Source organism: Actinomyces sp. ICM47, assembly GCF_905369875.1.
Taxonomy (GTDB): domain Bacteria; phylum Actinomycetota; class Actinomycetes; order Actinomycetales; family Actinomycetaceae; genus Pauljensenia.
Window position 1 is genome coordinate 1 of the sequence record NZ_CAJPJE010000008.1, and the last position, 25,084, is coordinate 25,084.

Annotated in this window: 23 protein-coding genes; 18 read left to right on the forward strand and 5 right to left on the reverse strand. The window is 64.2% G+C overall.

Annotation, left to right across the window (positions count from 1 at the left end):
- The 4 genes from QZ149_RS02820 to QZ149_RS02835 all read left to right on the forward strand — a co-directional run.
- A partial coding sequence (locus QZ149_RS02820; RefSeq protein ID WP_291449723.1) for a ComEC/Rec2 family competence protein occupies window positions 1–1,556 on the forward strand: 1,556 nt, incomplete at its 5' end.
- A 202-nt stretch (window positions 1,557–1,758) separates the two neighbouring features.
- Window positions 1,759–2,736: a DNA polymerase III subunit delta gene (holA, locus tag QZ149_RS02825; RefSeq protein WP_291449726.1), complete on the forward strand. Its 978-nt coding sequence runs from the start codon at window positions 1,759–1,761 to the stop codon at window positions 2,734–2,736.
- Window positions 2,737–2,790: 54 nt separating this feature from the next.
- The gene (locus QZ149_RS02830; protein ID WP_291449729.1) at window positions 2,791–4,539 is read left to right on the forward strand and encodes an ABC transporter ATP-binding protein; all 1,749 of its coding nucleotides are present in this window, start codon (window positions 2,791–2,793) and stop codon (window positions 4,537–4,539) included.
- Window position 4,540: 1 nt separating this feature from the next.
- Window positions 4,541–6,472: an ABC transporter ATP-binding protein gene (locus QZ149_RS02835; protein WP_291449731.1), complete on the forward strand. Its 1,932-nt coding sequence runs from the start codon at window positions 4,541–4,543 to the stop codon at window positions 6,470–6,472.
- Window positions 6,473–6,671: 199 nt separating this feature from the next.
- Here the strand turns inward: QZ149_RS02835 and rpsT are convergent, their stop codons facing one another.
- Together rpsT and QZ149_RS02845 are read right to left on the reverse strand one after the other, a co-directional pair.
- On the reverse strand, window positions 6,672–6,938 hold the full coding sequence (rpsT, locus tag QZ149_RS02840; RefSeq protein WP_291449733.1) for a 30S ribosomal protein S20: 267 nt from the start codon (window positions 6,936–6,938) through the stop codon (window positions 6,672–6,674).
- Between the two features lie 273 nt (window positions 6,939–7,211).
- A complete protein-coding gene (locus QZ149_RS02845; RefSeq protein WP_291449736.1) occupies window positions 7,212–7,880 on the reverse strand; it encodes a type II toxin-antitoxin system PemK/MazF family toxin in 669 nt (222 codons plus the stop codon).
- A 156-nt stretch (window positions 7,881–8,036) separates the two neighbouring features.
- Here QZ149_RS02845 and QZ149_RS02850 point away from each other — a divergent pair, with 156 nt between their 5' ends.
- From QZ149_RS02850 to QZ149_RS02895, 10 genes are all read left to right on the forward strand, one after another.
- A complete protein-coding gene (locus QZ149_RS02850) occupies window positions 8,037–9,056 on the forward strand; it encodes a hypothetical protein (protein WP_291449738.1) in 1,020 nt (339 codons plus the stop codon).
- 115 nt (window positions 9,057–9,171) lie between these two features.
- Complete coding sequence (gene lepA, locus QZ149_RS02855; protein ID WP_291449740.1) at window positions 9,172–11,028, forward strand: translation elongation factor 4; 1,857 nt, start codon at window positions 9,172–9,174, stop codon at window positions 11,026–11,028.
- A gap of 23 nt (window positions 11,029–11,051) precedes the next feature.
- Window positions 11,052–11,867 (forward strand): tRNA (guanosine(46)-N7)-methyltransferase TrmB, encoded by an 816-nt coding sequence (trmB, locus tag QZ149_RS02860; protein WP_291449839.1) that lies wholly within the window; start codon window positions 11,052–11,054, stop codon window positions 11,865–11,867.
- Window positions 11,868–11,876: 9 nt separating this feature from the next.
- Window positions 11,877–13,187, forward strand: a complete 1,311-nt coding sequence (gene hemW, locus QZ149_RS02865) for a radical SAM family heme chaperone HemW (protein ID WP_291449743.1) — start codon at window positions 11,877–11,879, stop codon at window positions 13,185–13,187.
- A gap of 297 nt (window positions 13,188–13,484) precedes the next feature.
- Window positions 13,485–14,174 (forward strand): SatD family protein, encoded by a 690-nt coding sequence (locus QZ149_RS02870; protein ID WP_291449746.1) that lies wholly within the window; start codon window positions 13,485–13,487, stop codon window positions 14,172–14,174.
- Complete coding sequence (locus QZ149_RS02875; protein WP_291449749.1) at window positions 14,167–15,030, forward strand: hypothetical protein; 864 nt, start codon at window positions 14,167–14,169, stop codon at window positions 15,028–15,030. The genes QZ149_RS02870 and QZ149_RS02875 overlap by 8 nt, the downstream gene beginning before the upstream one ends.
- A gap of 20 nt (window positions 15,031–15,050) precedes the next feature.
- Complete coding sequence (locus QZ149_RS02880) at window positions 15,051–15,953, forward strand: DUF3097 family protein (protein ID WP_291449752.1); 903 nt, start codon at window positions 15,051–15,053, stop codon at window positions 15,951–15,953.
- A gap of 126 nt (window positions 15,954–16,079) precedes the next feature.
- Window positions 16,080–17,123 (forward strand): heat-inducible transcriptional repressor HrcA, encoded by a 1,044-nt coding sequence (gene hrcA, locus QZ149_RS02885; RefSeq protein ID WP_291449755.1) that lies wholly within the window; start codon window positions 16,080–16,082, stop codon window positions 17,121–17,123.
- A gap of 61 nt (window positions 17,124–17,184) precedes the next feature.
- Window positions 17,185–18,303 (forward strand): molecular chaperone DnaJ, encoded by a 1,119-nt coding sequence (dnaJ, locus tag QZ149_RS02890; protein WP_291449757.1) that lies wholly within the window; start codon window positions 17,185–17,187, stop codon window positions 18,301–18,303.
- Window positions 18,304–18,309: 6 nt separating this feature from the next.
- The gene (locus QZ149_RS02895) at window positions 18,310–19,098 is read left to right on the forward strand and encodes a 16S rRNA (uracil(1498)-N(3))-methyltransferase (RefSeq protein WP_291449760.1); all 789 of its coding nucleotides are present in this window, start codon (window positions 18,310–18,312) and stop codon (window positions 19,096–19,098) included.
- Here the strand turns inward: QZ149_RS02895 and QZ149_RS02900 are convergent.
- Entirely contained in the window at window positions 19,095–19,997 is a 903-nt protein-coding gene (locus QZ149_RS02900; RefSeq protein WP_291449763.1) for an aldose-1-epimerase, read from the reverse strand. The two genes, QZ149_RS02895 and QZ149_RS02900, sit on opposite strands and share 4 nt — an antisense overlap.
- A 124-nt stretch (window positions 19,998–20,121) precedes the next feature.
- Here QZ149_RS02900 and QZ149_RS02905 point away from each other — a divergent pair, with 124 nt between their 5' ends.
- The 4 genes from QZ149_RS02905 (at window position 20,122) to QZ149_RS02920 (ending at window position 23,735) form a co-directional block, all read left to right on the forward strand.
- Window positions 20,122–21,453, forward strand: coding sequence for a C1 family peptidase (locus QZ149_RS02905; RefSeq protein WP_291449765.1), 1,332 nt, complete (start codon window positions 20,122–20,124; stop codon window positions 21,451–21,453).
- A gap of 190 nt (window positions 21,454–21,643) precedes the next feature.
- Entirely contained in the window at window positions 21,644–22,426 is a 783-nt protein-coding gene (locus tag QZ149_RS02910) for a gamma-glutamyl-gamma-aminobutyrate hydrolase family protein (RefSeq protein WP_291449767.1), read from the forward strand.
- Window positions 22,423–23,100, forward strand: a complete 678-nt coding sequence (locus QZ149_RS02915) for a sugar O-acetyltransferase (protein ID WP_291449770.1) — start codon at window positions 22,423–22,425, stop codon at window positions 23,098–23,100. Before QZ149_RS02910 ends, QZ149_RS02915 begins: the two co-directional genes overlap by 4 nt.
- Window positions 23,097–23,735, forward strand: coding sequence for a peptide deformylase (locus tag QZ149_RS02920; RefSeq protein WP_291449773.1), 639 nt, complete (start codon window positions 23,097–23,099; stop codon window positions 23,733–23,735). Before QZ149_RS02915 ends, QZ149_RS02920 begins: the two co-directional genes overlap by 4 nt.
- Window positions 23,736–23,771: 36 nt before the next feature.
- Here QZ149_RS02920 and pflA read toward each other — a convergent pair whose 3' ends face one another.
- Both pflA and grcA2 read right to left on the reverse strand, forming a co-directional pair.
- Window positions 23,772–24,650, reverse strand: a complete 879-nt coding sequence (gene pflA, locus QZ149_RS02925) for a pyruvate formate-lyase-activating protein (RefSeq protein ID WP_291449776.1) — start codon at window positions 24,648–24,650, stop codon at window positions 23,772–23,774.
- Window positions 24,651–24,787: 137 nt separating this feature from the next.
- Window positions 24,788–25,039 carry an autonomous glycyl radical cofactor GrcA2 gene (grcA2, locus tag QZ149_RS02930; protein WP_009056454.1) on the reverse strand — a complete coding sequence of 84 codons (252 nt, stop codon included), beginning with the start codon at window positions 25,037–25,039 and terminating at the stop codon, window positions 24,788–24,790.
- Window positions 25,040–25,084: the final 45 nt, after the last annotated feature.

A 25,084-nucleotide genomic window follows, 5' to 3' on the forward strand; every position in this document is an offset into this window, starting at 1 on the left:
CCCAATGCGCTCCCCGCATGATCGACCTGCGCCTCCTCACCCCAGCCACCGCCACCTGGGCCACAACCTGGTGGGCCACCACCCACCCCGCACCCCACCCCCTCATCGCCACATGCGCGCTCGCGGCCGCCATCACTGCCACCTCCTACTCCTGGTCCCACAGGCACACACGCCCACCACGCCATGCCCTCACCCCACCGAGATCCCTCCGCCTAGCAGCTGCCCTCATCCTCGCATCCACCGCATGCGCGCTCGCGGTCGCCTCCGCTGCGGGACGCGCTTACCTCACTGACCCCGCTCGTATGGACTCCGGGCCGATCCACGCGCGGGTCCGGCTCGAGCGCGACCCGGCCCCGGCCTCGTCCGGTTTCTCGACGAAGTACCGAGCGCGCGTGAAAATCCTTGCGGTGAGAGTGGGGGAGCGGTGGCTGACCTCTGGTGCCACCGCCCTGGTGAGTGCCCCGGGGTGGGAGGACGCGGCGCGCGGCGATGTCTACGAGATCTCTGGTAGCCTCGATGCCTCCTTCGCGGCCGCCGCTCCGTCCGTCGGCTCGATCCGAGCCCGGACCGCGATTCTCGCAGAGCGTCCCGGCGGCCTGGACGGCTGGAGGCGGGACACACACCGGGCCTTCGCGCGTGCGTGCGAACATCTGGCGAGAGACGCGCGAGGCCTCGTTCCCGGCATGGCGATCGGTGACGACCGCCTGGTGCCCTCCGACCTGTCCGACGCCATGAAAGCCACCTCCCTCACGCACCTGACGGCTGTGTCCGGCTCCCACATCGTTATCATCCTGGCGGCCCTGACCCTGATCCTGCCCGCGCGCGTGCCCCTGCGCGTCGGCGCGACACTTGCGGTGCTGGGGACCATCGTCGTGCTCGTCGGACCGGAGGCCTCCGTCGTGCGCTCCGTGTGCGTCGCGTCGGTCGCGGCTCTTGGCTTGATACTCGGACGCGAAGGACAGGCCATCGCAGCTCTCGGTGCCGTCGTCATTGGGACCCTCCTCATCGACCCGTGGGCTTCCCGATCCTACGGGTTCGCGCTCTCCGCGCTGGCGGCCCTGGCTGTCGTCGGACCCGCGGCAGCCATCGTGAGGAGCACGAAACGGCGTATCCGGGGAGATACGCGCATCGGTCAGGTCCTGCGTCGGCTGACCGAGATGGTGTGCGTGCCCGCCCTGGCAGAGTTCGCCACCGCGCCACTCGTCGTGTCCCTGTCGGGATCCGTGCCTGTGTGGGGGATCGCCGCCAACGTCGCCGCCGAGCCTGCGGTGCCCGTGGCCACGCTCGCGGGCCTGGCTGGAGCCCTCCTCGCGCACATCAGCCCCGGGATCGCCGAATTCTGCGCGCGAGTGGCCTCCTGGGCGACCGGGTGGATCGCATCCTCCGCACGGTTCTTCGAGGGGATGCCAGGATCGGGGACACAGGTGCCCGGGGGAGCGCGGACCATCCTCTCTCTATACGCGTGCGCGGGATGCGGGTGGGCACTGTGGTGCGTGTGGCGGCGCTGGGTCGTGCCCCTGACGGACGAGGCCTGGGATCCTCACGCGGACCCGTGACGCCTGCGTGGTTCATCGGCATCGCGAGGGCGTGTGTTCCCTCATCCGTGTTAGCTCCACGGAGAACTCCTCTGTGCAACCGTTGGGCACAAGGCGGTGACACCTGCCACGACTCATGTCCGCCCAGGGCAAAGGCGGACGCAGATGAGCGCCCGCGGTGGCAGACTTAGGGAGTTACCATCGCGTCGAAAGGCAGGAAGACGTGGCAGCACGCGGATCACGCTCGGCAGCACCCGCCCCCATCACGCTGGCCCCCATCGTGTTGATCAAGGGACCCGAGGGCCTTCTCGTCGACCGTGCCCTCGACCGGCTGCGCGCACTGGCCTACGAGGCCGACCCGAACCTGGAGCGCACCGACATCAACGCCGCCACCTACCAGGCAGGACAGATCGACGTCATCGCCTCGCCCTCCCTGTTCGGCGAGTCCCGCATGGTCATCATCCGCGACCTGGAAACGATGAGTGATGCCCTCGCCAGCGACCTGATCGCCTACGCAGCAGCCCCCGCCCCCGACGTGTGGATGTTCCTAGCCCACCCCGGCGGCAACGCTCGCGGCAAGAAGGTGATCGACGTGATCGCCAAGGCGAAATGGCCCGTGATCCCGGCCGATCCGCTCAAAAACGACCGCGATAAGCTGGCGCTCATCGCTTCCGACGTGCGAGCCGCGCACCGACAGATGGATACCGAAGCGCAGCAGGCCCTCGTGGACGCGCTCGGTAATGACCCGCGTGCCATGGCCGGTGCCCTCGCCCAGCTGCTCTCCGACGTGAGCGGACGCATCACCCTGGAGGACGTGCGCCGCTACCAGGCCGGACGCGTCGAGGCCACCGGCTACGACGTCGCCGACGCAGCTGTCGCCGGAAACTCCGCCAAGGCCCTCACTCTTACGCGCCACGCCTTTGCGACAGGTATTGCCCCGCAGGTACTCGTCGCCGCGCTAGCCATGAAGTTCCGCGCCATGGCGAAGGTATCCATCGGCGGCTCTGCGTCCGCCCTCAAAATGGCTCCCTGGCAGGTCGACCGTGCCCGGCGTGAGCTGCGCGGCTGGTCCGACGCCTCGCTGGCCGGGGCCTTCGGTGCCATCGCCACCGCCGACGCCGAAACGAAGGGCGCGTCGCGGGATCCGCAGCGCGCCATCGAAAAAGCAATCATCACTATCTGCAGGCTGCACGGACGCTGAGAAAGCGCCACGGCCTCGTCACGGAGAAGAAGAACGACGGAACTGAGGAGATTCATGAAAACTATTCGAACGTTGATGGGGCGACTGCGGGAGTTTAAGGCTCCCGCGATCCTGACCCCGCTGTTCATCATCGGGGAGGTGATCCTCGAATGTCTGATCCCGCTGACCATGGTGTCGCTGGTGGATGCGTTCGACGGCGTGTCCCTGAGCCCCGTCATGCACCTGGGACTGATCCTTACCGGACTGGCCTTCGCCTCGCTGGCCTGTGGCATTCTCTCCGCGCGCTTCGCAGCGACCGCCTCGGTGGGCCTGGCGAAGAACCTGCGTCAGGATCTGTTCTTTAAAGTGCAGGATTTCTCGTTCGCGGACATCGACCGCTTCTCCACCTCCTCGCTGGTCACCCGCATGACGACCGACGTCACGAACGTGCAAAATGCATTCGGAATGATGATCCGTATCGCTGTACGCGTGCCGCTCATGATCATCTTCTCCATCGTCATGGCGTGGCGTATCAACGTCCAGATGGCGCTCATCTTCCTGGGAATGGTGCCGGTGCTTGCCATCATCCTGGCGGCTATCGTGCTCATCGCCTTTCCGATTTTCCGCCGTATCTTCAAAAAGTACGACGCCTTGAACAACTCCGTGCAGGAAAACGTCGCCGCGATCCGCGTGGTCAAGTCCTTCGTCACCGAGGAACACGAGACCACGAAGTTCCGCTCGGCTTCGGCCGACGTGCGCAAGGACTTCACAAACGCCGAAAAACTCATCGCGCTCAACAGCCCCGTCATGATGTTCTTCATCTTCGCCGCGATTGTGGCCGTCGACTACGTGGGTGCTTCGATCATTATCAACTCGGGGGCAACCGAGCTGACAAAGGGCGGCTTGACCGCCCTCATCACCTACGGCATCCAGATCCTGTCGCAGATGCTCATGCTCGCCTTCATCTTCGTCATGACGACCATGGCGGCTGAGTCCGCGCATCGTATCGCCGAGGTCCTTAACCACGAGCCGTCGTTGACTTCACTCGAGAACGGTGCGACCGACGTTGCGGATGGTTCCGTCATCTTCGAGGACGTGTCCTTCAAGTACTCCGCCACCGCCGAAGAAAACGCGCTGTCCGATATCAACCTGCGCATCGAATCCGGCTCGACGCTCGGCATCGTGGGCGGCACCGGCTCAGCCAAGACCTCGCTCATCCAGCTGATCTGCCGCCTCTACGACGTCTCCGAAGGCTCCGTGAAGGTCGGCGGGCGCGACGTGCGCGATTATGACCTGACCTCGCTGCGCGATGCCGTCTCCGTCGTCTTGCAGAAGAACGTCCTCTTCTCCGGCACCATCAAGGACAACATGCGCTGGGGTAACCCCGAGGCCACCGACGAACAGATTGAGCACGCGTGCAAGCTCGCGCAGGCCGACGAGTTCATCCAGCAGCTGCCCGGCGGCTACGACTACGTGATCTCCCGCGGCGGCACCAACGTGTCAGGCGGCCAGAAGCAGCGCCTGTGCATCGCCCGCGCGCTCCTGAAGAACCCTAAAATTCTCATCCTGGACGACTCGACCTCCGCGGTGGACACCAGGACCGACACACTGATCCGAGGCGCTTTCGAGACCGAGATCCCGGGCACGACGACGATCATCATCGCCCAGCGCCTGTCCTCCGTCGAGCACGCGGACCAGATCATCGTCCTGGACGACGGACGCATCAAGGAGCGCGGCAGCCACGCCGAGCTGATGGCAGCGGGCGGCGAATACCGCGAAATCTACGACTCCCAGAACGCCGCGAGCGAAAGCGAGGTGGCCTGACATGGCACGTTCGGTTAACTCCCGCGTGGAGGACTCGGAGAAGCTCGAGGGAATCGAGCGTCCCTTCGGTCGCCTGATGCGCTACGTGTTCCACCACTACCCAGTGCGCATCACCCTGACGGTCGTGTGCATCATCCTGGCCGCCGTGGCCTCGGCCGTCGGCTCGATCTTCATGCAGCAGATCGTTGACAACGTCGTGACCCCGGGCCTCGCGAGCGGCTTCGACGCCGTGCGAGGAACACTGGTACGCCTCGTCGTCACGATGGGAATCATCTTCAGCGCCGGTGTCATAGGCAATTTCATCTACACCCGCGCCATGGCGATCGTGACGCAGGGGACGCTCAAGCACATGCGAGACGACATGTTCGACTCGATGGAGCGCCTGCCCCTGCGATTCTTCGATACACACCCACACGGCGCGATCATGTCGACCTACACGAACGACACAGACGCGATCCGTCAGCTCATCGGCCAGTCGATCCCGACTCTCATCCAGTCGGGCCTGACGATCATCGTGCTGATCGGCACGATGCTCTACTACTCCGTGTGGCTCTTCCTCGTCGTCCTCGTTGTGGGCGGCCTCATGGCGTTCCTGACGGGCAAGCTTGGCGGACTCTCGGGCCGCTTCATGAAGGCCCAGCAGGCTGCACTGGCGGACGAAGAAGGCTTCATTGAAGAGATGATGGACGGCCAGAAGGTCGTTCAGGTCTTCAACCACGAGCAGGACGCCAAGGACGAGTTCGTCGAGTACAATCAGAAACTCTTCGACTCCTCGCAGAAGGCGAATATCTACGGCAACGTCCTCATGCCGGCCCTGGGCAACATCGGCAATATCATGTACGTCGTCATCGCCATTGTCGGCGGCGTCATGATCCTGGAACAGACCCCGAACGTGCACCTGTTCGGCATCAACGTCATTACGGTCGGCATCGTCGTGTCCTTCCTGGGCATGGTCCGCAACTTCTCTCAGACCATCGGCCAGATGTCGATGCAGGTCCCCATGATCGCCCTCGGCATGGCGGGTGCGGGCCGAGTATTTGCCCTCATCGACCAGGAACCCGAGGAAGACTACGGTTACGTGACCCTCGTGCGCGCCCGTGAACTGCCCGACGGCTCGGTCGAACCCACCGAGGAACGCACGGGCATCTGGGCGTGGCGTCACCCCCATAAGGCGGACGGCACGGTCACCTACACGCGCCTGCGCGGCGAACTCGTCATGGAGGGCGTGGACTTCTCCTACGACGATAAGAAGGATGTCCTGCACGACATCTCCCTGTGGGCCAAGCCCGGTCAGAAGATCGCCTTCGTGGGTGCCACGGGAGCAGGCAAGACAACGATCACGAACCTGATCAACCGCTTCTACGACATCGCCGACGGCAAGATCCGCTACGACGGCATCAACATCAACAAGATCCGCAAGTCGGACCTGCGCCGTTCCCTCGGCGTCGTCCTGCAGGACGTCAAGCTCTTCACGGGCACGGTCATGGAGAACATACGCTACGGCCGCCTGGACGCCACGGACGAGGAATGCATCGAGGCCGCGAAGCTGGCCAACGCCGATTCATTCATTCGTCGCCTGCCCGACGGCTACGACACGATGCTGACAGGTAACGGTTCGAACCTGTCTCAGGGGCAGGCGCAGCTCCTGTCGATTGCTCGCGCGGCCGTGGCCGACCCGCCCGCGATGATCCTGGATGAGGCGACCTCCTCGATTGACACGCGCACCGAGGCCTTGGTGCAGCAGGGCATGGACAACCTCATGGAGGGGCGTACGGTCTTCGTCATCGCCCACCGCCTCTCGACGGTGCGGAACTCCGACGCGATCATGGTCCTGGAGCAGGGACGCATCATCGAGCGCGGCAGCCACGACGATCTGATCGCTCAGAAGGGCGTGTACTACCAGCTCTACACGGGAGCCTTCGAACTCGACTAGCGGTCGTCGCTTCGCGCACCTGGCCCCGGCCTCATTCGTCGTCGGACGAGGTTGGGGCCTCGTCATGTGTGCGCTGCGTGCGTATGGGACTGATTGGGGGGCGTTCCTCGACCATGCGCGCAAGCGCGCGGGGGAGTGGGTATACGAAAGCGGGCCGCCCCGAAGGGCGACCCGCTTCACGTCAAACTATTGTTTGCGATCAGTCAGCGATCAAGGCGACGCGACGAGCAAGCTTGGACTTGCGGTTCGCGGCCTGGTTCTTGTGGATGACGCCCTTGGAGACGGCGACGTCCAGCTTGCGCGAAGCAACGCGCAGCGCGGCGAGAGCCTTCTCCTTGTCGCCGGCCTCAACGGCCTCGCGGGTGTGACGCACCAGGGTCTTCAGCTCGGACTTCACGGACTGGTTGCGAACGCGGCGCTTCTCGTTGGTCAGGATGCGCTTCTTCTGGGACTTAATGTTTGCCACAGTCGGATTTCTCCTTGATGTATGTCTTGCAGGGTCGGTGAGGGCTGTGTCAAGACCGGGACTTAGGCGTGGGGACACCCGCAAACGGTCCTAACCAGACCCCCTGCCCGACCAGGCCGGGAGTCCAACGACCAAGCATACCAGCAGTGTGGCTAGTCGTCGCGCCCCGAGACGGGCCGAGGCCTCGTAAGGTCGGTCACGTCAAGGTTGTGAGTGCTCCGGGGAGCGGTCGCGTATTCTTTGGCGGGGTCGGCTTGCGGTCCGGGCGGTGTGTCACTCGCCGTGCGTGCGGTAATGCTCCTCGAGTGCGTCGACGATGCGACGCCACGTCACCTCGGGCAGAATCGAACCTTCGCGACGTACGTCGGTGGCCTTGACCCACAGCGCGCGGTCGAGGCGAACCTCGGAGGGGCGTCCCTTCGAATCCCACGCACCCGTTCCGATGTCGAACCAGTAGCGCCCCGCGGCGGCCTCCTGTGCGGCTTCGCGCGTGTGGTCCTTGCTGGTCAGCTGTAGGAGGTAGACGCCCTCGCCCTGGGCACCGATGACGACAGCGGGGCGGTCTTTGCCCACGGAAGCGTCCTCCTGGTAGGGCACCCACGTCCACACGACTTCGCCCGGGTCGGCGTCGCCGTCCATGATCGGCTGGTACGAGGCGTGGGCCAGTGCGTCGGCGATGCTGGCCTCTCGAATCGAGGTGTGGGGGCGGTTCGAGGTAGCCGGGTCCTCATAGCGGTGGGCATTCCCGCGTGGCTGGGACTGCTGGGGTCGGGGAGTGGGCGTGGGGGTGTGCGACGTCGAGTGCTTCTCCTGGCGCTTGTCGGGGCGCGGCTCTGGATGGGCGGGCGCTGCGTTCTGGCCCGTGGACTCGGTGTTCGACGAACCCGTGTTGGTGAGGAAGCCGAGGAGTGCACGCACGATGCCGGTGAGAAGTGAATTCATGGCACCAGCATACGGGAGCGGGGTCGAACAGTGGTTATCCACAGAGCATCCGTGGGATGCAAGTTATGCACAGGGTTTATTGTCGGACGTGACAGTAAATGTACGTGGCTGTCACTCTGGATGTGTTCGTTGAATAGCTCCCTCACTGAAAGACAGGTGACAACGATGTCGACCGCAACGATTCACGGAATGTCTGTCCCCATCGATTCCTTTGGATGCCCGAGCTCATCTTTCGCCTCCACCCCCGACATGGAGACCCGTGCATCCCTGAGCGCGGCTCTTCGTAGTGCCACGTCCGGCAGACTCGACCAGGCGCTCGAGTATGCACGTGAGGCCTACGATAACGAGGAAGCGTCGATCGAGCTGAGGCTTGAGGCTGCGAAGCTCTGCATTGACTGGCACGCGGCCCTCGGTGACTACGGGAAGTGCCGCGTGATCGCCGCAGGCGCGGCCCACCTGGGAACCAGCTACTTGGAGTGCGATCACCCGCTCATCCTCATGCTGCGTAATTCGGAGGCCTACTGGCTCGCCATCCTCGGAGACGCGGACATGTCGGCCCGCAAGTTCTCCGCCCTGGTGGCCGACGTCAGAAACAACCCGTCCCTGGACCCACAGCTCGCCTTCGCGATCCGTAACAACTCGGCCATGCCTTGGAAGAATACGGGTAAGTGGTCTCGTGCCGCGCGCGTCTACCGGGAGCTGCTGACAGACATGGAGCCCCTGTGCGACGAGGAGGACATGACGGTGCTGACGGTGCGCGACAACCTCGCCGAAGTGCTATCTGCTGACCGTCAGTACGAGGAAGCGATCCGTTTGTACGAGCGCAACCTTCAGGCCCTCCTGCGTGTCGCCGACCGAGGCGACTGGCGAGTCCTGCGTCTGCGCAACGAAATTGCGCGCAACACCTGGATGGGCGGGGACCGAGTCGCGGGAGAAGGCCTGTGGACTGTCCTGGCTGAGGACTGTCGACGCTACCTCGGGGACCGAGACGAGTTCACAGCGCGCATTCGCACGATCCTCCTTACCCTGGCGATCTTGCGCGGAGACGACGACACCGCGATGTCGATTGCCCGCAAGCTCAAGGCTGATCACCCCGACGACTGGGATGAGTGCGACATGACCGAGGCAGTGGAGCTGCTCGCCGAGGCCGGCATCAGCCCGCAGGACTTTCAGTAGCGCTTGGGCGCGGGTGTGAGCCTGGGCGAGTGTGCGCGACTTCCCGCCCCTGAACTGGCACAAAGGCCTACGACAATGGGACGATAAAGAGGTTAACGACTTCACGGAGGTACACGTGCCCATCCCCACGCCCGCGCAGCAGGCGCAGATCTGCCCGTCCCACACCCCGCAGGCGCAGATCCGTAACTTCTGCATCATCGCCCACATCGATCATGGGAAGTCGACGCTCGCGGACCGCATGCTCCAGCTGACTGGCGTCGTCGAGGCTCGCGAGATGCGCGACCAGTACCTGGATCGCATGGACATCGAGCGCGAGCGTGGCATCACGATCAAGAGCCAAGCCGTGCGCATGCCGTGGGCGCACAAGGACACCCCATACGCGCTCAACATGATTGACACGCCCGGGCACGTGGACTTCACCTACGAGGTGTCCCGCTCCCTGGCGGCATGCGAGGGCGCGGTCCTGCTCATCGACGCCGCGCAGGGCATCGAGGCTCAAACGCTCGCGAACCTGTACCTGGCTCTCGAGAATGACCTGGCGATTATCCCGGTCCTGAACAAGATCGATTTGCCGGGTGCCCAGCCCGAGAAGTATGCGCATGAGGTTGCCCAGCTCATCGGCTGCGATGAGGATGAGGTACTCAAGGTGTCCGGCAAGACCGGTGAGGGCGTCGAAGCACTTCTCGACCGTATTGTCGAGGTAATCCCCGCTCCCGAGGGTGATCCCGATGCCCCGACGCGCGCGATGATCTTCGACTCCGTGTATGACACGTACCGTGGGGTCGTCACCTACGTGCGTGTCGTCGACGGCGTGCTGTCGACCCGTCAGCGCGTGCGCATGATGTCGACGGGTGCCACCCACGAGCTCCTGGAGCTGGGCGTCATCTCGCCCGAGCCGAAGCCGGAAGAGGGCATCGGCGCCGGCGAGGTTGGCTACCTGATCACGGGTGTGAAGGATGTGCGTCAGTCCCGCGTCGGCGACACCGTCACCAGCCAGGTGCGCGGCGCGACCGAGGCCCTCGCCGGATACCGCGACCCGAACCCGATGGTCTTTTCCGGCATCTACCCGGTCGATGGCTCGGACTTCCCGGATCTGCGTGACGCGCTGGAACGCCTTCAGCTCAACGACGCGGCGCTTACTTTCGAGCCGGAGTCCTCGGCGGCTCTGGGCTTTGGATTCCGCTGCGGCTTCCTGGGATTGCTGCACCTGGAGATCATTCGAGAGCGGCTTGAGCGCGAGTTCAACCTGGACCTCATCGCGACCGCCCCGAACGTCGTCTACCGCGTCATCACCGAAGACGGCACCGAGGTGCGCGTCGACAACCCGAGCGAGTTCCCCGAGGGCAAGATCTCCGAGGTGCGCGAACCCGTCGTCAACGCGACGATCCTGACTCCCACGGAGTTTACGGGCACGATCATGGAGCTGTGCCAGGATCGGCGTGGCTCGATGCGGGGGATGGATTACCTGAGCGAGGACCGTGTCGAGCTGCACTACCAGCTGCCCCTGGCCGAGATCGTCTTCGACTTCTTCGACCAGCTCAAGTCTCGCACGCGCGGTTACGCCTCCTTGGATTATCAGGAGAGCGGTGAGCAAAGTGCTGACCTCGTTAAGGTCGACATCCTGCTGAACGGTGACCGCGTGGACGCGTTCAGCGCGATCGTGCACCGCGACGGTGCCTACAACTACGGCCAGCGTATGACGAAGCGCCTGAAGGAACTCATTCCCCGCCAGCAGTTTGAGATTCCGGTCCAGGCCGCGGTCGGCGCGCGCGTCATCGCCCGCGAGACCATCAAGGCCCTGCGTAAGGACATGCTGGCCAAGTGCTACGGCGGCGACATTAGCCGTAAGCGCAAGCTGCTCGAGAAGCAGAAGGAAGGCAAGAAGCGCATGAAGTCCATCGGTCGCGTCGACGTGCCGCAGGAGGCCTTCATTGCTGCCCTGACCTCCGACGTTCCGACGGGTAAGAAGTGAGCGCGAATCAGGTGAACGAGGCCGTGGAGGCCCGCGCTCAAGGTGAGCAGGCCGCGGGCCGACGTCCGGGCGAGGCTCCAGAGGGCACGGTGTTCTTGAGCCGCACGAAGTCTTTCACGCGGCGTACTCGCGAGCTGCCGTCGAACCTGGCGCGCACGTGGGAGGCGCATGCGCACCGCTACGTGGTTGAGCCGCGTCGCGGAGTCGGATACACGACGGTCGCGCAGGACTTTACGCTTGATCTGGCCGAGCTGTTTGGACGCAGCGCTCCCGTGACGCTTGAGATTGGCTCAGGCACGGGCGAGCAGATCGTCGCTGCGGCCGCCGCCCACCCTGAGCGCAACTTCCTGGCCCTCGAAGTGTGGGTTCCCGGCATCGCGAAACTGATCTCTAAGGCTGTCGAGGCCGAGGTGGACAACATCCGCGTCATCGAGGCCGATGCCGCCCAGGCACTCCCGATCATGCTTGGGGACGCGTCCCTCGACGAGGTCTGGACCTTCTTCCCGGACCCGTGGCGCAAGGCCCGGCACCGCAAGCGTCGCCTGGTCTCCGACAACTTCGCACTTGAGATCGGACGTCTCCTGCGCGATGGCGGCGTGTGGCGTCTGGCCACCGACTGGGATGACTATGCCTGGCAGATGCGCGACGTCATTGAGGCCTGCGAACTATTTGAGAACCCGCATGCGGGTGAGCGTCCGGACCCGGAGGATCCGCAGCCGGAGCGTGGCGGATTTGCGCCGCGTTTCGAAGGCCGAGTCGTCACGCACTTTGAGACGCGAGGCATCGATGCGGGCCGCCACGCTCATGACATTGTCGGCGTTCGCCGCCCTCGTGGTTGACGGACATTCATGAGTCCCGCCCAGCCTGACGGAACGCGGTGGCCAGCTGACGGAGCGCTTGACCCCGGCCTCGTCGAGGCTGATTGTGGTCGCCCGCTGTCCCTGTACGTGCACGTGCCTTTTTGTCGCGTGCGCTGCGGGTACTGTGACTTCAATACGTACACGGTGGGTTTCGGGCCGGGCGCGCAGATAGGCGATTATGCGCCATCTGTCCTGGCTGAGGCGGATCTGGCGGTGCGTGTCATGGAGGAGGTCGGCCTGCCTGCGCGCCGCGCGCGGACGGTGTTTTTCGGCGGTGGTACACCGACGATGCTGGATGCGACCGAGCTGATCGACATTCTGGCGGGCCTGCGTGAGCGCATAGGGATTGCGTCCGGCGCTGAGGTGACGCTCGAAGCTAACCCAGACACCGTGACGCGTGAGGATCTGCACGCATTGGCTGACGCCGGTTTCACGCGAGTGTCCTTTGGCATGCAGTCCGCCGTGCCGGAGATCCTGGCGACCTTAGACCGTACTCACACGCCCGAGCGTGTGCCCCTCGTTGTTCAGTGGGCGAAGGAAGCAGGTCTATCGACGTCCGTCGATCTCATCTATGGGACGCCCGGTGAGAGCCTTGCGGACTGGGAGGCGTCCTTGCGTGCCGCTCTGTCCTACGAATCCGATCACATTAGCGCCTACGCTCTCGTCGTCGAGGAGGGGACGAAGATGGGCGCGCAGGTTGCGCGCGGCGAGCTGCCCACGCCAGACCCGGACGATGAGGCCACCAAGTATGAGCTGGCAGACGCGCTGCTTGCCGAGGCCGGATACGTCTGGTATGAGATCTCCAACTTCGCGCGCGCGACCGAGGCCGACTTAGCCTCCGGGCAGCCGTCCACGAGTTTTGAACACGCCTCCGCGCACAACCTGGCGTACTGGCGCGACTGGGACTGGTGGGGTTTTGGGCCGGGTGCCCATTCTCACGTGGGGCGTGCGCGCTGGTGGAACGTCAAGAACCCGGGAGCGTATGCCGGACGCCTGCGCGCGGGTGCCTCGCCCGCGGCAGCGGGGGAGGTCCTGGGCGCGCAGGAGCGCGAACTTGAACGTGTCATGCTGGGGTTGCGTACGTCCGAAGGCGTGGCGCTTGATGGACTTGCGGGGGTTGGTCGGGGCGACGAGGCCGTGTCTGGGAGCATCGTCGACGAGTGTGCGAGTGGTCGCGTCACCGCGCTCATCGCGGATGGACTGATCGACGGTGTCGCGGCGCTGGGTGGGCGTGCGGTTTTGACACTGCGTGGCCGGCTGTTGGCTGACTATGTGACGCGCGAATTGATGGGATATTGATCCTGACAGGCTGCAATGACGCGGATTTCAACATTTTGGCAAATATTCAAAATTGTTCAGACAAATAATTAACTGACTTGTATTTAGGCGAATACAAGACAAATTATGTCAACAAATACCCACCATTTGTCAGTTTGTGCTTGTATAGGGTGTGACAAGCTCCGATTACGTCGCAATAATGTTGACATCGTGGTTGAAGTATGGTCCCCTAGAGTTGTCATGTGAAGCCGAGCTGTCTACAAGACTTCTCCATAATCGGACTTGTAGAGAGCGGTATACAAGGAAAAGTGTGGGACTGTGACTCTGCGGTACGCTGTCATTGCTGACATCGTGGGCTCTCGTACGTTGACCAATCGTGCAGAGGCTCAGAGAATCTTTGAAGCTGCTCTTGAGAGGGCTGCTGAGGGGCTTGGTCTCCTGGAAGCCCCCTACCCGACGGTGGGTGACGAATTTCAGGCTGTCGCCTACTCCCTTGAAGACGCCTTGCTCTTAACGTTGCGTACTCAGCTTCTGCTGCCTCCTCAGCTTCAGCTACGTTTTGGCATTGGTGCGGGTCGTATCGAAGAGTTCTCTTCCGGTGTCCATCGTCAGGCACCGGCGCGTCCTCGCGCGGGTGAAGGAACATCCCTCCAGGACGGGTCGGCGTGGTGGGCTGCGCGTGCGGCTATCAATCGCGCGCACGATGTCCAGGATTCCTCCAACCCCTTTATTCGCACGTGGTTTGTAGCTCATGCCTCCGTGGAAACCTACGTGTCGTCAAGCTGCCAGACCGTGGTCAATGCGCTGCTGAGCCTGCGTGACCATGCGATCCTCAAACTCTCTGCTCGCCACCGTCGTATCACCGCCTCGCTCCTGCTCGGTAAGACGCAGGTGGAGATTGCGCGCGTCGAAAAGCTCTCGCAACAGGCAATTTCAGACTTCGCGCGGGGCACGGGGGCGGGGCTCATCCAGTCCTCTCTTCTCATTGCGGAGGCCACTCGTGCATGAAACTCTTCTTCTTGGCATCGCTGCCTCGGAGCTAACAGTCCTACTGACGTCCGATCCGAGGCGGTGGTCGCGTCGCCTCGTACTGTTTGTCACGCTCATCATTGGGGTCGTGCTCTATTCGTGGCTCGTTCTTGGGGTGAGTACGTTTGCGAACGTGACGGGTACCGTGCTCGCCTTTGTCTGGTTCGGATGGGACCTGGTGGACGGGTCCGCTCGCGGCGTGCTCACTAGGTGGGCGCTGGCCACCATCGGCTTCGTAGCTCTGATAATCGTGGAACCGGGGCAGTATCCCGCGTTGTCCTTGCTTGATGTGCGGCCACTTGACCTCATTATTGCCATTACTTTTATGGCATTGGGGCCCGCCAACCATCTCATCACCGCGATCCTCATGTGTGCCCGAGGCCGAGCGACGGACCCCGTTCCGGGGTGGATTAACGCTCCTGTCCTGCCTCCGATGCCCGCCGATACCGACCAGCTCGATGGCGGGAGCGCGCGAGTAGCTGCGCCAGAGGGCGACGGCGCGCAGGTTGAGGATGACGAGGACTCGTTGCGCCTCGCTTCCTCGTCGGGTGCCGATACTGACGTGGCAATAGCTGAAGAAGAGGGGCCTGCCTTGCGTGGAGGACGCTGGATTGGTCCCCTTGAACGCCTGCTTGTCATCGTCTTGGTGGGTGCCGGTGCGGACGTCGCTATCGGCGCGGTCGTCGCGGCTAAGGGCGTCATTCGATTCCCTGAGATCTCGCAGGATTCCACGGGTGAAAAGGCCGAGGAGTTCCTGATCGGCTCGATCTCCTCCTGGATTCTGGCTGCGCTGGTGGCGCTGTTCGTCCGCGTGGCGCTCCAGACGTTCGGGTGACGCCACTTAGAGTATCCCGGGTGAGCACAGCAGATCCCTACGGGCGTGATATCTTCGCCCACGACCCGCATCGAGACGGTCCCGGTGCCCGTCGCCCGCGTTCGGTGGCCGTACACGTCGAGATCGGCATGGTCCTTGAGGACGTGTCCTCCGGCTGGGTGGGAGCTGTCACGCGCGTCGAAAAGTCCGGCGGTGTTCACCTCGTCGAACTCGAGGATCGGCACGGAGTGCGTCGGTCCTTCCCGCTGGGTCCCGGCTTTTGGCTGGAGGGGCGTCCCATCGAGGCGCTGCCTCCACGACCCAAGGCCGCCAAGGCCTCGTCGACTGTGCAGGTCAGCGCGACGGGGCGGCGTATCACGAACTCCGGTTCGTTTGCCCCCACATCGAGCGGCCCGAAGGTTGCCAAGCGTTCGCGTATCTGGGTGGAGGGACGCCACGATGCCGAACTCGTGCAGCATGTGTGGGGAGAGGACCTGGCAGAGGCAGGCATCGCGGTCCAGCTCCTCGAGGGCGTCGACAACCTCGAGGCGGTCCTGGAGGTCTTCGGTCCTGCGGACACAGCGCGCGCGGGCATCCTCGTTGACCACATGGTTCCGGGGTCGAAGGAATCGCGTATCGCCGAGGCCGTCTCGCGCAGGTGGCTGGGCGCGGTTCTCGTCCTCGGACACCCCTTCGTTGACATCTGGCAGGCCGTGAAACCCGCTCGCGTCGGCCTTGAACGCTGGCCTGACGTTCCACGTGGTATCGATATCAAGCATGGGACCCTTGACGCCCTCGGTTGGCCGCACGCCGACCAGCGTGACATCGCCATGGGCAGGCAGAGCATCCTCTCTACTGTGCGCACGTATCGCGACCTAGAACCCGCGCTGCTGGGGCGCGTCGAAGAACTCATCGACTTCGTGACGGTGCCCTGGGCGCAGTGAGGCGGACCGTGGCCGTGAGGTTCGCAATGAGCGCACATATCCGGCAGCGCACGGGTCGCCTCGGCTTGGGCGCGGGGAGTAGCATTGGCACTCAGAAAAAGAGAGTGCCAGGGCGAAGGGAGTGAGATGGCACGCAATAGCGCGCAAAATCGCAGGCTTGACGTCCTGCGAGCCATCGTCACCCAGTACGTGGCCACTCGCGAACCTGTCGGCTCAAAAGCCATCGCTGCGGGAGGTCTGGGTGTCTCATCCGCGACGATCCGCAACGACATGGCGGTCCTGGAGGAAGCCGGACTCATCTACCAGCCCCACACCTCTGCCGGGCGAGTCCCGACCGACCGCGGCTACCGCGTTTTCGTTGACCGCCTCGCCCAGCTCAAGCCCATGAGTGCCCCGGAACGCCAGGCTCTGGAAACGTTTCTCTCCGAGTCCGTCGATATCGATGACGTCGTGGAACGCTCCGTTCGACTGCTCGCGCAGGTCACCCATCAGGTGGCCCTCGTGCAATACCCGGGTTCGCGCGTGCGTACCCTCAAGCACCTCGAGGTTCTCGGTATCGCTCCGGGCCGCGTCCTCATCGTCGCGATCACGACCGATGGAGAGGTAGGGGAGCGGACCCTCACTCTCGATACCCCCCTTGACGATGCCCAGGTCGTCCAGGTGCGCGACCACCTGCGGGTTCACTGTGAAGCCGCCACCTCACAAACTGTGCGCTCGTGCGCGGAGGCGGCCACGGCCTCGTGTCGGCCTGAGCTGAGCGGTGCGGTTGATGCGGTTGGCGCGGCACTCACCGATGTGCTCTCCGGAGCCAGTGAGGCGAAGATCGTCGTCGCTGGCGCCGCCAACCTGGCGCGCGGAGCACTCGACTTCCGCGACATTGCCCCCGTCCTGGACGCCCTCGAAGAGCAGGTCGTCCTCATGCGTCTCTTTTCCGAGGCCGACCCCAGCGAAGACCTGCACGTGAGTATCGGCGCGGAAAACCCCCATGATGCCCTGGCTGAGGCCGCCGTGGTCACGGGAACCTACCGTGCCGGGGCGGACGAGAGTGGAGGAAGCGCGCACCTGGGAATCGTCGGCCCCATGCGGATGGACTACGCGCGCACCATGAGTTCCGTGCGAGCCGTCGCCGCCTACTTGTCCAGGTACCTGGCCCAGGAGAATACCAACTGACCATGCAGTCCATGACCGATCAGACGACGAATAAGCGCCCCCGCGGGAAGGAACAGGAAGCGTGAGAGACTATTACGAGGTCCTCGGCGTCTCCCGAGACGCCAGCCAGGACGAGATCAAGAAGGCGTACCGCAAGCTCGCGCGTAAGCTCCACCCGGACTACGCGGGTGCGGACTCGGAGGAAGCCTTCAAGGAGCTGTCGGTCGCCTACGAAACGCTCTCGAACCCTGAGAAGCGTCAGATGTACGACATCGGCGGCCCCGACGCCCTGCGCGGTGGTGGAGCTGGCGCGGGCGCGCCCTTCACCGGTTTCTCCGACATCTTCGAGGCCGTGTTCGCCAGCGGATTCGGTGCCTCCTCACGCGGCCCGGCCTCGCGCGTGCGCCGAGGCAAGGACCAGCAGGTGAGTGTGGACATCACCCTCGAGGACGCCGCGTTCGGTGCAGCAAAGGAAGTGTCCTTCAAGACGCACGTTCTGTGCGACACCTGCCACGGCTCGATGTGCCAGCCGGGTACCTCTTCCGAGACCTGCACGATGTGCCAGGGATCCGGCTTCGTCACGCAGATCCAGAACTCCCTGTTTGGCCGCATGCAGACGCAGGCACCGTGCCCTACGTGTCAGGGTTTCGGCACGACGATCCCCAGTCCCTGCACCGAGTGCAACGGCACGGGTCGTGTTCCGACGCGCCGCACTCTGAGCATCAACATTCCGGCCGGTGCCAGCGAAGGTACCCAGATCCGCGTGAGCGGCGAGGCCGAGGTCGGTACGGGCGGCGGCCCCAACGGAGACCTGTACCTGTCCATCCGCGAAAAGAAGCACCCCGTGTTTGATCGCCGCGGAGACGACCTGCACACGTGGATCACGATCCCGATGACGACTGCCGCCCTAGGTACCGAGTTCGAACTCGACACCCTGGATGGGAAGAAGAACGTTACGATCGACCCGGGGACGCAGCCCAACGACGATATCGTCTTGGAGGGTCTGGGGGTCGGCCACCTGCAGCGCTCGGGCCGTGGTGCCATGCACGTGCACGTGGATATCGAAATCCCGAAGAAGCTTGACGATCAGTCGCGCGAACTGCTGGAAAAACTCGCGAAGGTGCGCGGTGAGGTCCGCGTGGAGCCCTACCGCCAGCAGCCGACGTTCTTCGACAAGCTGCGCGACACTTTTATGGGCTGATGCGCGATGACACGGCCCGTTTTTCTCGCTGAGGACCTCTCCTGCGTTCCCTCGTCGCTGGCGGTGGGGGAGCGTGCGACGCTCGGGGGCAGCGAGGGTCGTCACGCTGCTTCCGTGCGCCGCATCAGCGCAGGGGAGTGGGTGGACGTCGCCGACGGGCGCGGGTTGCGCCTGACCTGCGAGGTTGTGGGGGCTGACAAGTCTTCGCTGTCCCTCGTGGTGCGTGAGGTTGTTCAGGAAGAGAGTCCGCGCCCCGAGATCATCCTCGTCCAAGCCCTGGCCAAGGGCGGACGCGACGAGGCCGCCGTGGAAATCTGCACCGAGATCGGTATTGATCGGGTCATCCCGTGGGCCTCGCAGCGCGCGATTGTCCAGTGGAGGGGACCGAAAGCCGAGAAGGGCCGCGCCAAATGGGAGGGCGTCGTGCGGGCAGCCGCTAAGCAGTCACGCCGCGCGTACGTGCCCGTCGTTGAGGCGGTGACGGACAGTCGTGAGCTGGCCTCTTGGGTGCGCGCCCTCACGGACGAGGCCGGGGTGGCCTTCGTCTGTCACGAAGAGGCCACGCAGTCCCTGGGAGCTGCCCTTGCACGGGTGCAGGGGGACGCTACGGATGGGTCCCTGCCCGCGCGCGTTGCCCTGATTGTCGGCCCCGAGGGAGGAATCGGTCCGGAGGAGACCGCTCAGCTGGTGGACGCCGGAGCTCGAACAGTCGGCTTGGGGGCCAATGTCCTGCGTTCCTCCACGGCTGGCGCAGTCGCCCTGACGCTGATTCGCGCTGCCGCCGGAGCCTACTAGGCGGTGACGGTGCCCGCGATGCGTGCGCGCAGCGTGTAGCTGTCGCCACGCGCCAGGGCAACCACGTCCGTGCCTGAGTTGAAGGCGTTGGGTGGACAGCTCATCGGCTCGACGGCAACGCCCACGCGGCCGATGTTGTCCGCCGAGTAGACCTGCAGCCAGGGAGCATCCGAGGACAGCGATACGCCGACGCCGGAGGCGGGGTCACGCAGCGTGACAGTCCAGGTGCCCTCCGGCAGACCACCGAACGCGTGGTCCAGTAGGGAAGCGCCGATGAGGGCGTGGGAGCGGAAGTCAAGGCCGAAGGAAGCGACGTCGTGGGGGGCGACCGGGATCATGGAGGCGTCGGCCTTGTAGATAATCGACGCGGGATTCTCAAGCTCCAGATCATCCACCCGTACACCGTCGACAGCCATGTAGGGATGGAATCCGACGCCGTAGGGGGCGGTGCCCTCGCCGATGTTCGTTGCCGACAGTTCGACGGCGAGGCCGCGCTCCGGATCCAGGCTGTAGCGAGCGGACGCAACGAGCGTCCACGGGTAGGAGTAGCGCGCCGGGATGAGAGTGCGCAGGAGCACCGAGGAGGTGTCGGCCTCGGCGATTTCCCACTCTTGGAAGGCCACAAAGCCGTGCAGAGACGTGCCGAAAGCGTGCTCGTTGACGGGCAGGTCGTAGGAGGTTCCTTCCCACGAATAGGTGCCTTCGGCGATGCGATTCGGCCAGGGCATGAGCACCTTGCCCAGGTAGGCGGGGGGACACTCGTCCACGCTGTGGGGAATGATCAGCTCGTGGCCCCGATACGTCAAGCCGGCCAGGCCCGCGCCGACCGTGACAATCCGCGCCCGATAGTCTCCGGCCGTGAGACTCACTTCGCGCCCCGATGCGCCTACCGTAACCATGAATGCTCCTGTGCGTTCACTGAACATGAAACACATTCATTCTAAACGGAGTCGAGTCGTTCGCATCACGCGCCAGGCGTATTCTTATAGAGAATGACTCTCGATAGAAAGGATGCCCAGACTTATGGCTCACGAGATCACCGACGAGCTGATTGACCGCCTTCAGGCATACTCGGACAGCGCCCGCACGGTGGCGCGCAACGCCGTTTCCCACGCCGGCGTCGAATCCGTCGCCTTCGACCGCGCGAAGGTCGTCGCCACCCCCACGGTTGTTTCTCACAAGGTGGACGACTGGAAGGTCACCTCCCAAAAGAAGTCCGGCCGCTGCTGGCTCTTCTCCTCTCTGAACCTCCTGCGCTCGACAACCCGCACGCATCTGGGCCTCAAGGACTTCGAGTTCTCGCAGAACTACGTCCTCTTCTGGGACAAGTTCGAGCGCGCTAACTTCTTCCTGACCGACATCATTGCTACGGCCGCGACCGAAGATCTGGACGGCCGACTCCTGCAGTTCCTCCTCGGCGACGTTCTCTCCGACGGCGGCCAGTGGGACATGGCTGTATCCCTGTACCTCAAGCACGGCCTCGTCCCCAAGACCGCGATGCCCGAGACAGAATCCTCGGGCCACACCGCCCCGATGAACAACCGCCTGAAGGTCGTCCTGCGCCGCACCGCCCTGGAGCTTCGTGCCCTCGTCGCAGACGGAGCCTCCGAGGAAGAGATCAACGAGGTCAAGGAAGCTGCGCTGGCCGACGTGTGGCGCATCCTCGTCATCTGCCTGGGCGAGCCCCCGGCCTCCTTCGAGTGGGAGTGGCGTGACGATTCGGGCGAGTTCCACCGCGATGGCGTCCTTACCCCGCGCGAGTTCTACTCCCGCTACGTGGACGTGGACCTCACGCAGTACGTGTGCCTCGTCGACGACCCGCGTGCCGAGCACCCCAAGGGCCACACCCTGACCGTCGACCACATGGGCAATGTCGTCGGCGGTCGCCCGATCCTGTACGTGAACACCCCCGTCGAGCAGATCCGTCAGATCACGGCTTCCATCCTCGCCTCGGGCCGGGCCGTCTGGTTCGGTGCCGACTGCAGCCAGCAGTCTGATCGCACCTCCGGCCTGTTCGTTGAGGGGCTCTACGACTTCGACAACATGTTCGGCGTGGACTTCTCCACCTCCAAGGAACAGCGTGTCAACACCGGCGAGTCCGCGATGAACCACGCGATGCTCTTCACCGGCGTCGACATTGACGAGGTCGGGGAGGGCCGCCGCTTCCGCGTGGAGAACTCCTGGGGCGAGGACCACGGCGACAAGGGCTTCTTCACGATGGACGCCGCCTGGTTCGACGCCAACGTCTTCGAGGTGGCCGTGCACGTGGACGACCTGCCCGCCGATCTGCGCGCCGTCATCACGGAGGAACCCCTGCATCTGCCCGCGTGGGATCCGATGGGCGCGCTCGCCTGAGCGTTCGTTTCGTGGGACGAGGCCGGGGCGTGGACGCGTGATCGCGTGGCCTACCCCGGCCTCGTCCGTTGATTTCACGCGAGAAACGCGCACTTTTCGCAGTGCCTACGACGTGGACGCGCGCTGTCACAAAACGCCATTTTGTGAACGCAACGCGCGCGCCGACCCGTCGCCTGCCATGATAGAGGCCATGACGAACCACACGAAGCCGACGTTGTTGATTTCCAACGTCCTGCCGGCACGGCCGGGGGACGAGGCATACAACAACATCTGCATGCGCCTGTGGGATCGTCTTCTCCAGGCAGCTCTGCCGACCTGGAACGTCATTCGCGAGTACGCGCAGGAGGACGGAGCCGAGGGGGCAGCGCTACGTGCACAGGCCGCCGACGCGATCATCATCATGGGCGGCGAGGACGTCCATCCGCTCAACTACGGCGGTTCGCAGGGCTACAACCGCGAGGGTCGCCACTGGTACCGCGCCGACCAGGGACAGCTCGCTCTCGTCGACTACGCCGCCCGCACCGGCACACCGCTGCTGGGCATCTGCCGCGGTATGCAGATCATCAACACCGCGTTCGGCGGCACCCTCGAACAGCATATCGACGGTGCGGACGGCACCCACACGAACCCCACGATCCTCTCCGATCACCGCTTCATTCGCCACAGCGTGCGTGTCGAGACCGACAGCCACCTTGAGCGTGCCCTTACTCCCGTCCTCACTGACTCAGAGCTGGTCATTTCGTCGGCGCACCACCAGCGCGTCGCACGCCTCGCCGAAGGCCTTCAAGTCAGCGCTTACGCTCCCGACGGAACGATCGAGGCCATCGAGTCGATCGATGCCCCCATTATCGGCGTGCAGTGGCACCCCGAAGACCCCGCAGCCGACATCTCCCAGCTGCACGCACTCCTGGGCCACTTGGACGCGCGCCGCGCGCCGCGACTGGAGAGGGCCTCGACTACCCTGGTCGCATGACCATCTCCCCGGGAACCAATTTCGACGACCCCCGATTCCACGACGATGGGCGCACGCCCGCCCGACGCATGCGCGACGGCGACTACTACGTTGCGGACGATGAACTCTCAGCACTCACGAGGCGGGCCGTTCGCCTCCTTGGCCTCTACGAGCAGGCTCACCCGAGCGACCCAGACATCGCTCGCTACCTGCTCTCCCAGGTCCTCGGACAGGTGGGGGAGGACGTTGACATCCGCCCGCCCCTGCGCGTCGATTACGGCTACAACATCACCATCGGGGACGGCTCCTGGGTCAACTTCGGCCTCACAGCCCTCGATGTTGCTCCTATCGTGATCGGTGCTGACGTTCTCATCGGACCGAACTGCTCCCTCTACACGGCGATCCACCCGACCGAACCCGGGCCTCGTCGCGCCAAGTGGGAATCCTCCGCGCCCATCACCCTCGAGGACAACGTGTGGCTGGGCGGCTCCGTCGTCGTCTGCCCCGGCGTGAGCATCGGCGAAAACTCAATCATCGGCGCGGGCGCGGTCGTCACGCGCTCGATTCCCCCGAACTCCGTCGCCGTCGGAAACCCCGCCCGCGTCATCAAGGCACTCGACCCGAGCGTGCCGCGCGCCATCGAAGCCGCCAGCGTTGGCGTTATAAGCCTCGGGGAAACGGGGGAGCGGGCATGACCATCCTGCCGATCTACATCACGGGCGAGCCGATCCTCCACCGGGTCGCGGACCCCGTCGAATCCTTCGACTCAACCCTGCGCGACCTGGTGGCCGACATGATCGAGACGATGCACGCAGCCCCCGGCGTCGGCTTAGCCGCTCCGCAGGTGGGCGTCGGACTCCAGCTTTTCGTCTGGTCCTATCGCGGTGGTGGTGCCTTTGATCGGCGCTACAAGGACATCCTGGGACTCAACGACGGAGCAGCCCGCAGCTACAACTCCGCAATGAGCGGCGTCGTCGTCAACCCGACGCTCGAACTCGTCTGGGATAACGATGGCGTCGGCGCGATTCTACCCACGCAGCCCGACATGACGAACGAGTCCGAAGGCTGCCTCTCCGTTCCCGGTGTCCAGTACCCGCTACGTCGCGCGCTCGGAGTGATCCTACGCGGCTACGACGCCGACGGGAACACCGTCCAGGCGAGTGCTCGCGGATGGCTCGCTCGCATCTTCCAACACGAGTACGACCACCTGCGCGGAACCCTCTACGTTGATCGCCTCGATACGCCCTACCGTGAGGACTCGCGCGCGTATGTGGCCGAGCGCGGCTGGGGGTCAAGCGGATGCACGTGGACCCCGGGGGAGCGAGCCTAGCTCAATCCTCCCGAGGTCCTTCTATGCGTGCGTGGGTCAGTGGACTTCGAAACCCAACGAACGGAAGTAGTTGCGCACGTCCTCCGTTGCTGCGGGTGTCGGGGCCTTCGCATCCTCCAACTGGTACTCCAGGCCGAGCGAATGCCACTTGTCTTTGCCGAGCTGATGGAAAGGCAGAACCTCAATGCGGTCGATGACGTCCTTCCAGCGGCTGACGATTTCGCCAACCATGCGGATGTTGTCAGGGTCGTCCGTCAGACCCGGAACCAAGACAAAACGGATCCAGATACGGGTGTCACCGCCGCGTGCCGCGATGCGGTCGCCGAAGGTGATCGTGGGAGCCAGATCGCGGCCCGTTGCCTTCTTGTACGTCTCGGGGTCGCCGCTCTTCACGTCCAAGAGCACGAGGTCGATGGCATCAAGCATCTCGTCATCGCAGTTCGCGCCCAGGTAACCGGAGGTGTCGATGCACGTATGCACGCCCATCTCCTTAGCACCCAGGAGGATGCGTTTGGCGAAATGGGGCTGCATGAGAACTTCACCGCCGGATAGCGTGATTCCGCCCTTCGTTGTGCGGAAAATGCGGCGGTAGCGCGCAATACGGGACAGCAGTTCCGTATCGGACACGGGTGCGCCATCCTTCATAAGGAACGTGTCGGGGTTGTGACAGTACAGACAGCGCAGGGGACAACCATTGAGGAACACGGTCATGCGCGTTCCGGGACCGTCAACGGCTGTCACGAGTTCCCAGGAATGGATCGAACCGAGCGTGCCCTCGCGCATGCGTCGCAGGCGTTCGGAACGCTCCAGGTCCGTGATCTCCTCAAGGCCCTCAACACCCGCACCGACGGTGCGGGACTGGGGGGCTTGGAAGTCCTGCTCGCGAAAAGTCGGAATAGCGAGGGTCTGCGTCATGTTTCCTTCTTCGAGGGGATGGGGCGCGGTGTTCACGCAGGAACGAGGCCGGGGTAGGTCGGTGGGATTGGCCGACAGCGGCATACAGAGTAGTGGGGCGTCGCGCGTACGCCCGACGCCCCACTACATTCGACCGATCAGGCCGAGTGGTGGAAGGTGCGGGACAGAACGTCCAGCTGCTGCTCACGGGTGAGCTTGACGAAGTTCACGGCGTAGCCGGAGACGCGAACGGTCAGGTTCGGGTACTTCTCGGGGTGCTCCATGGCGTCCTTCAGGGTGGACTCCTCGAGAACGTTGATGTTCGCGTGGTACAGGCCGTCCTTGTCGCCGCGCTCCTCGCGAGCGGCCTTCATGTCAGCGAGACGCTCTTCGTAGGTCTTGGTTGCCATAACATTTCTCCTTACTTGTGAGACGCCGGCGGTGCCGGCTGGGCG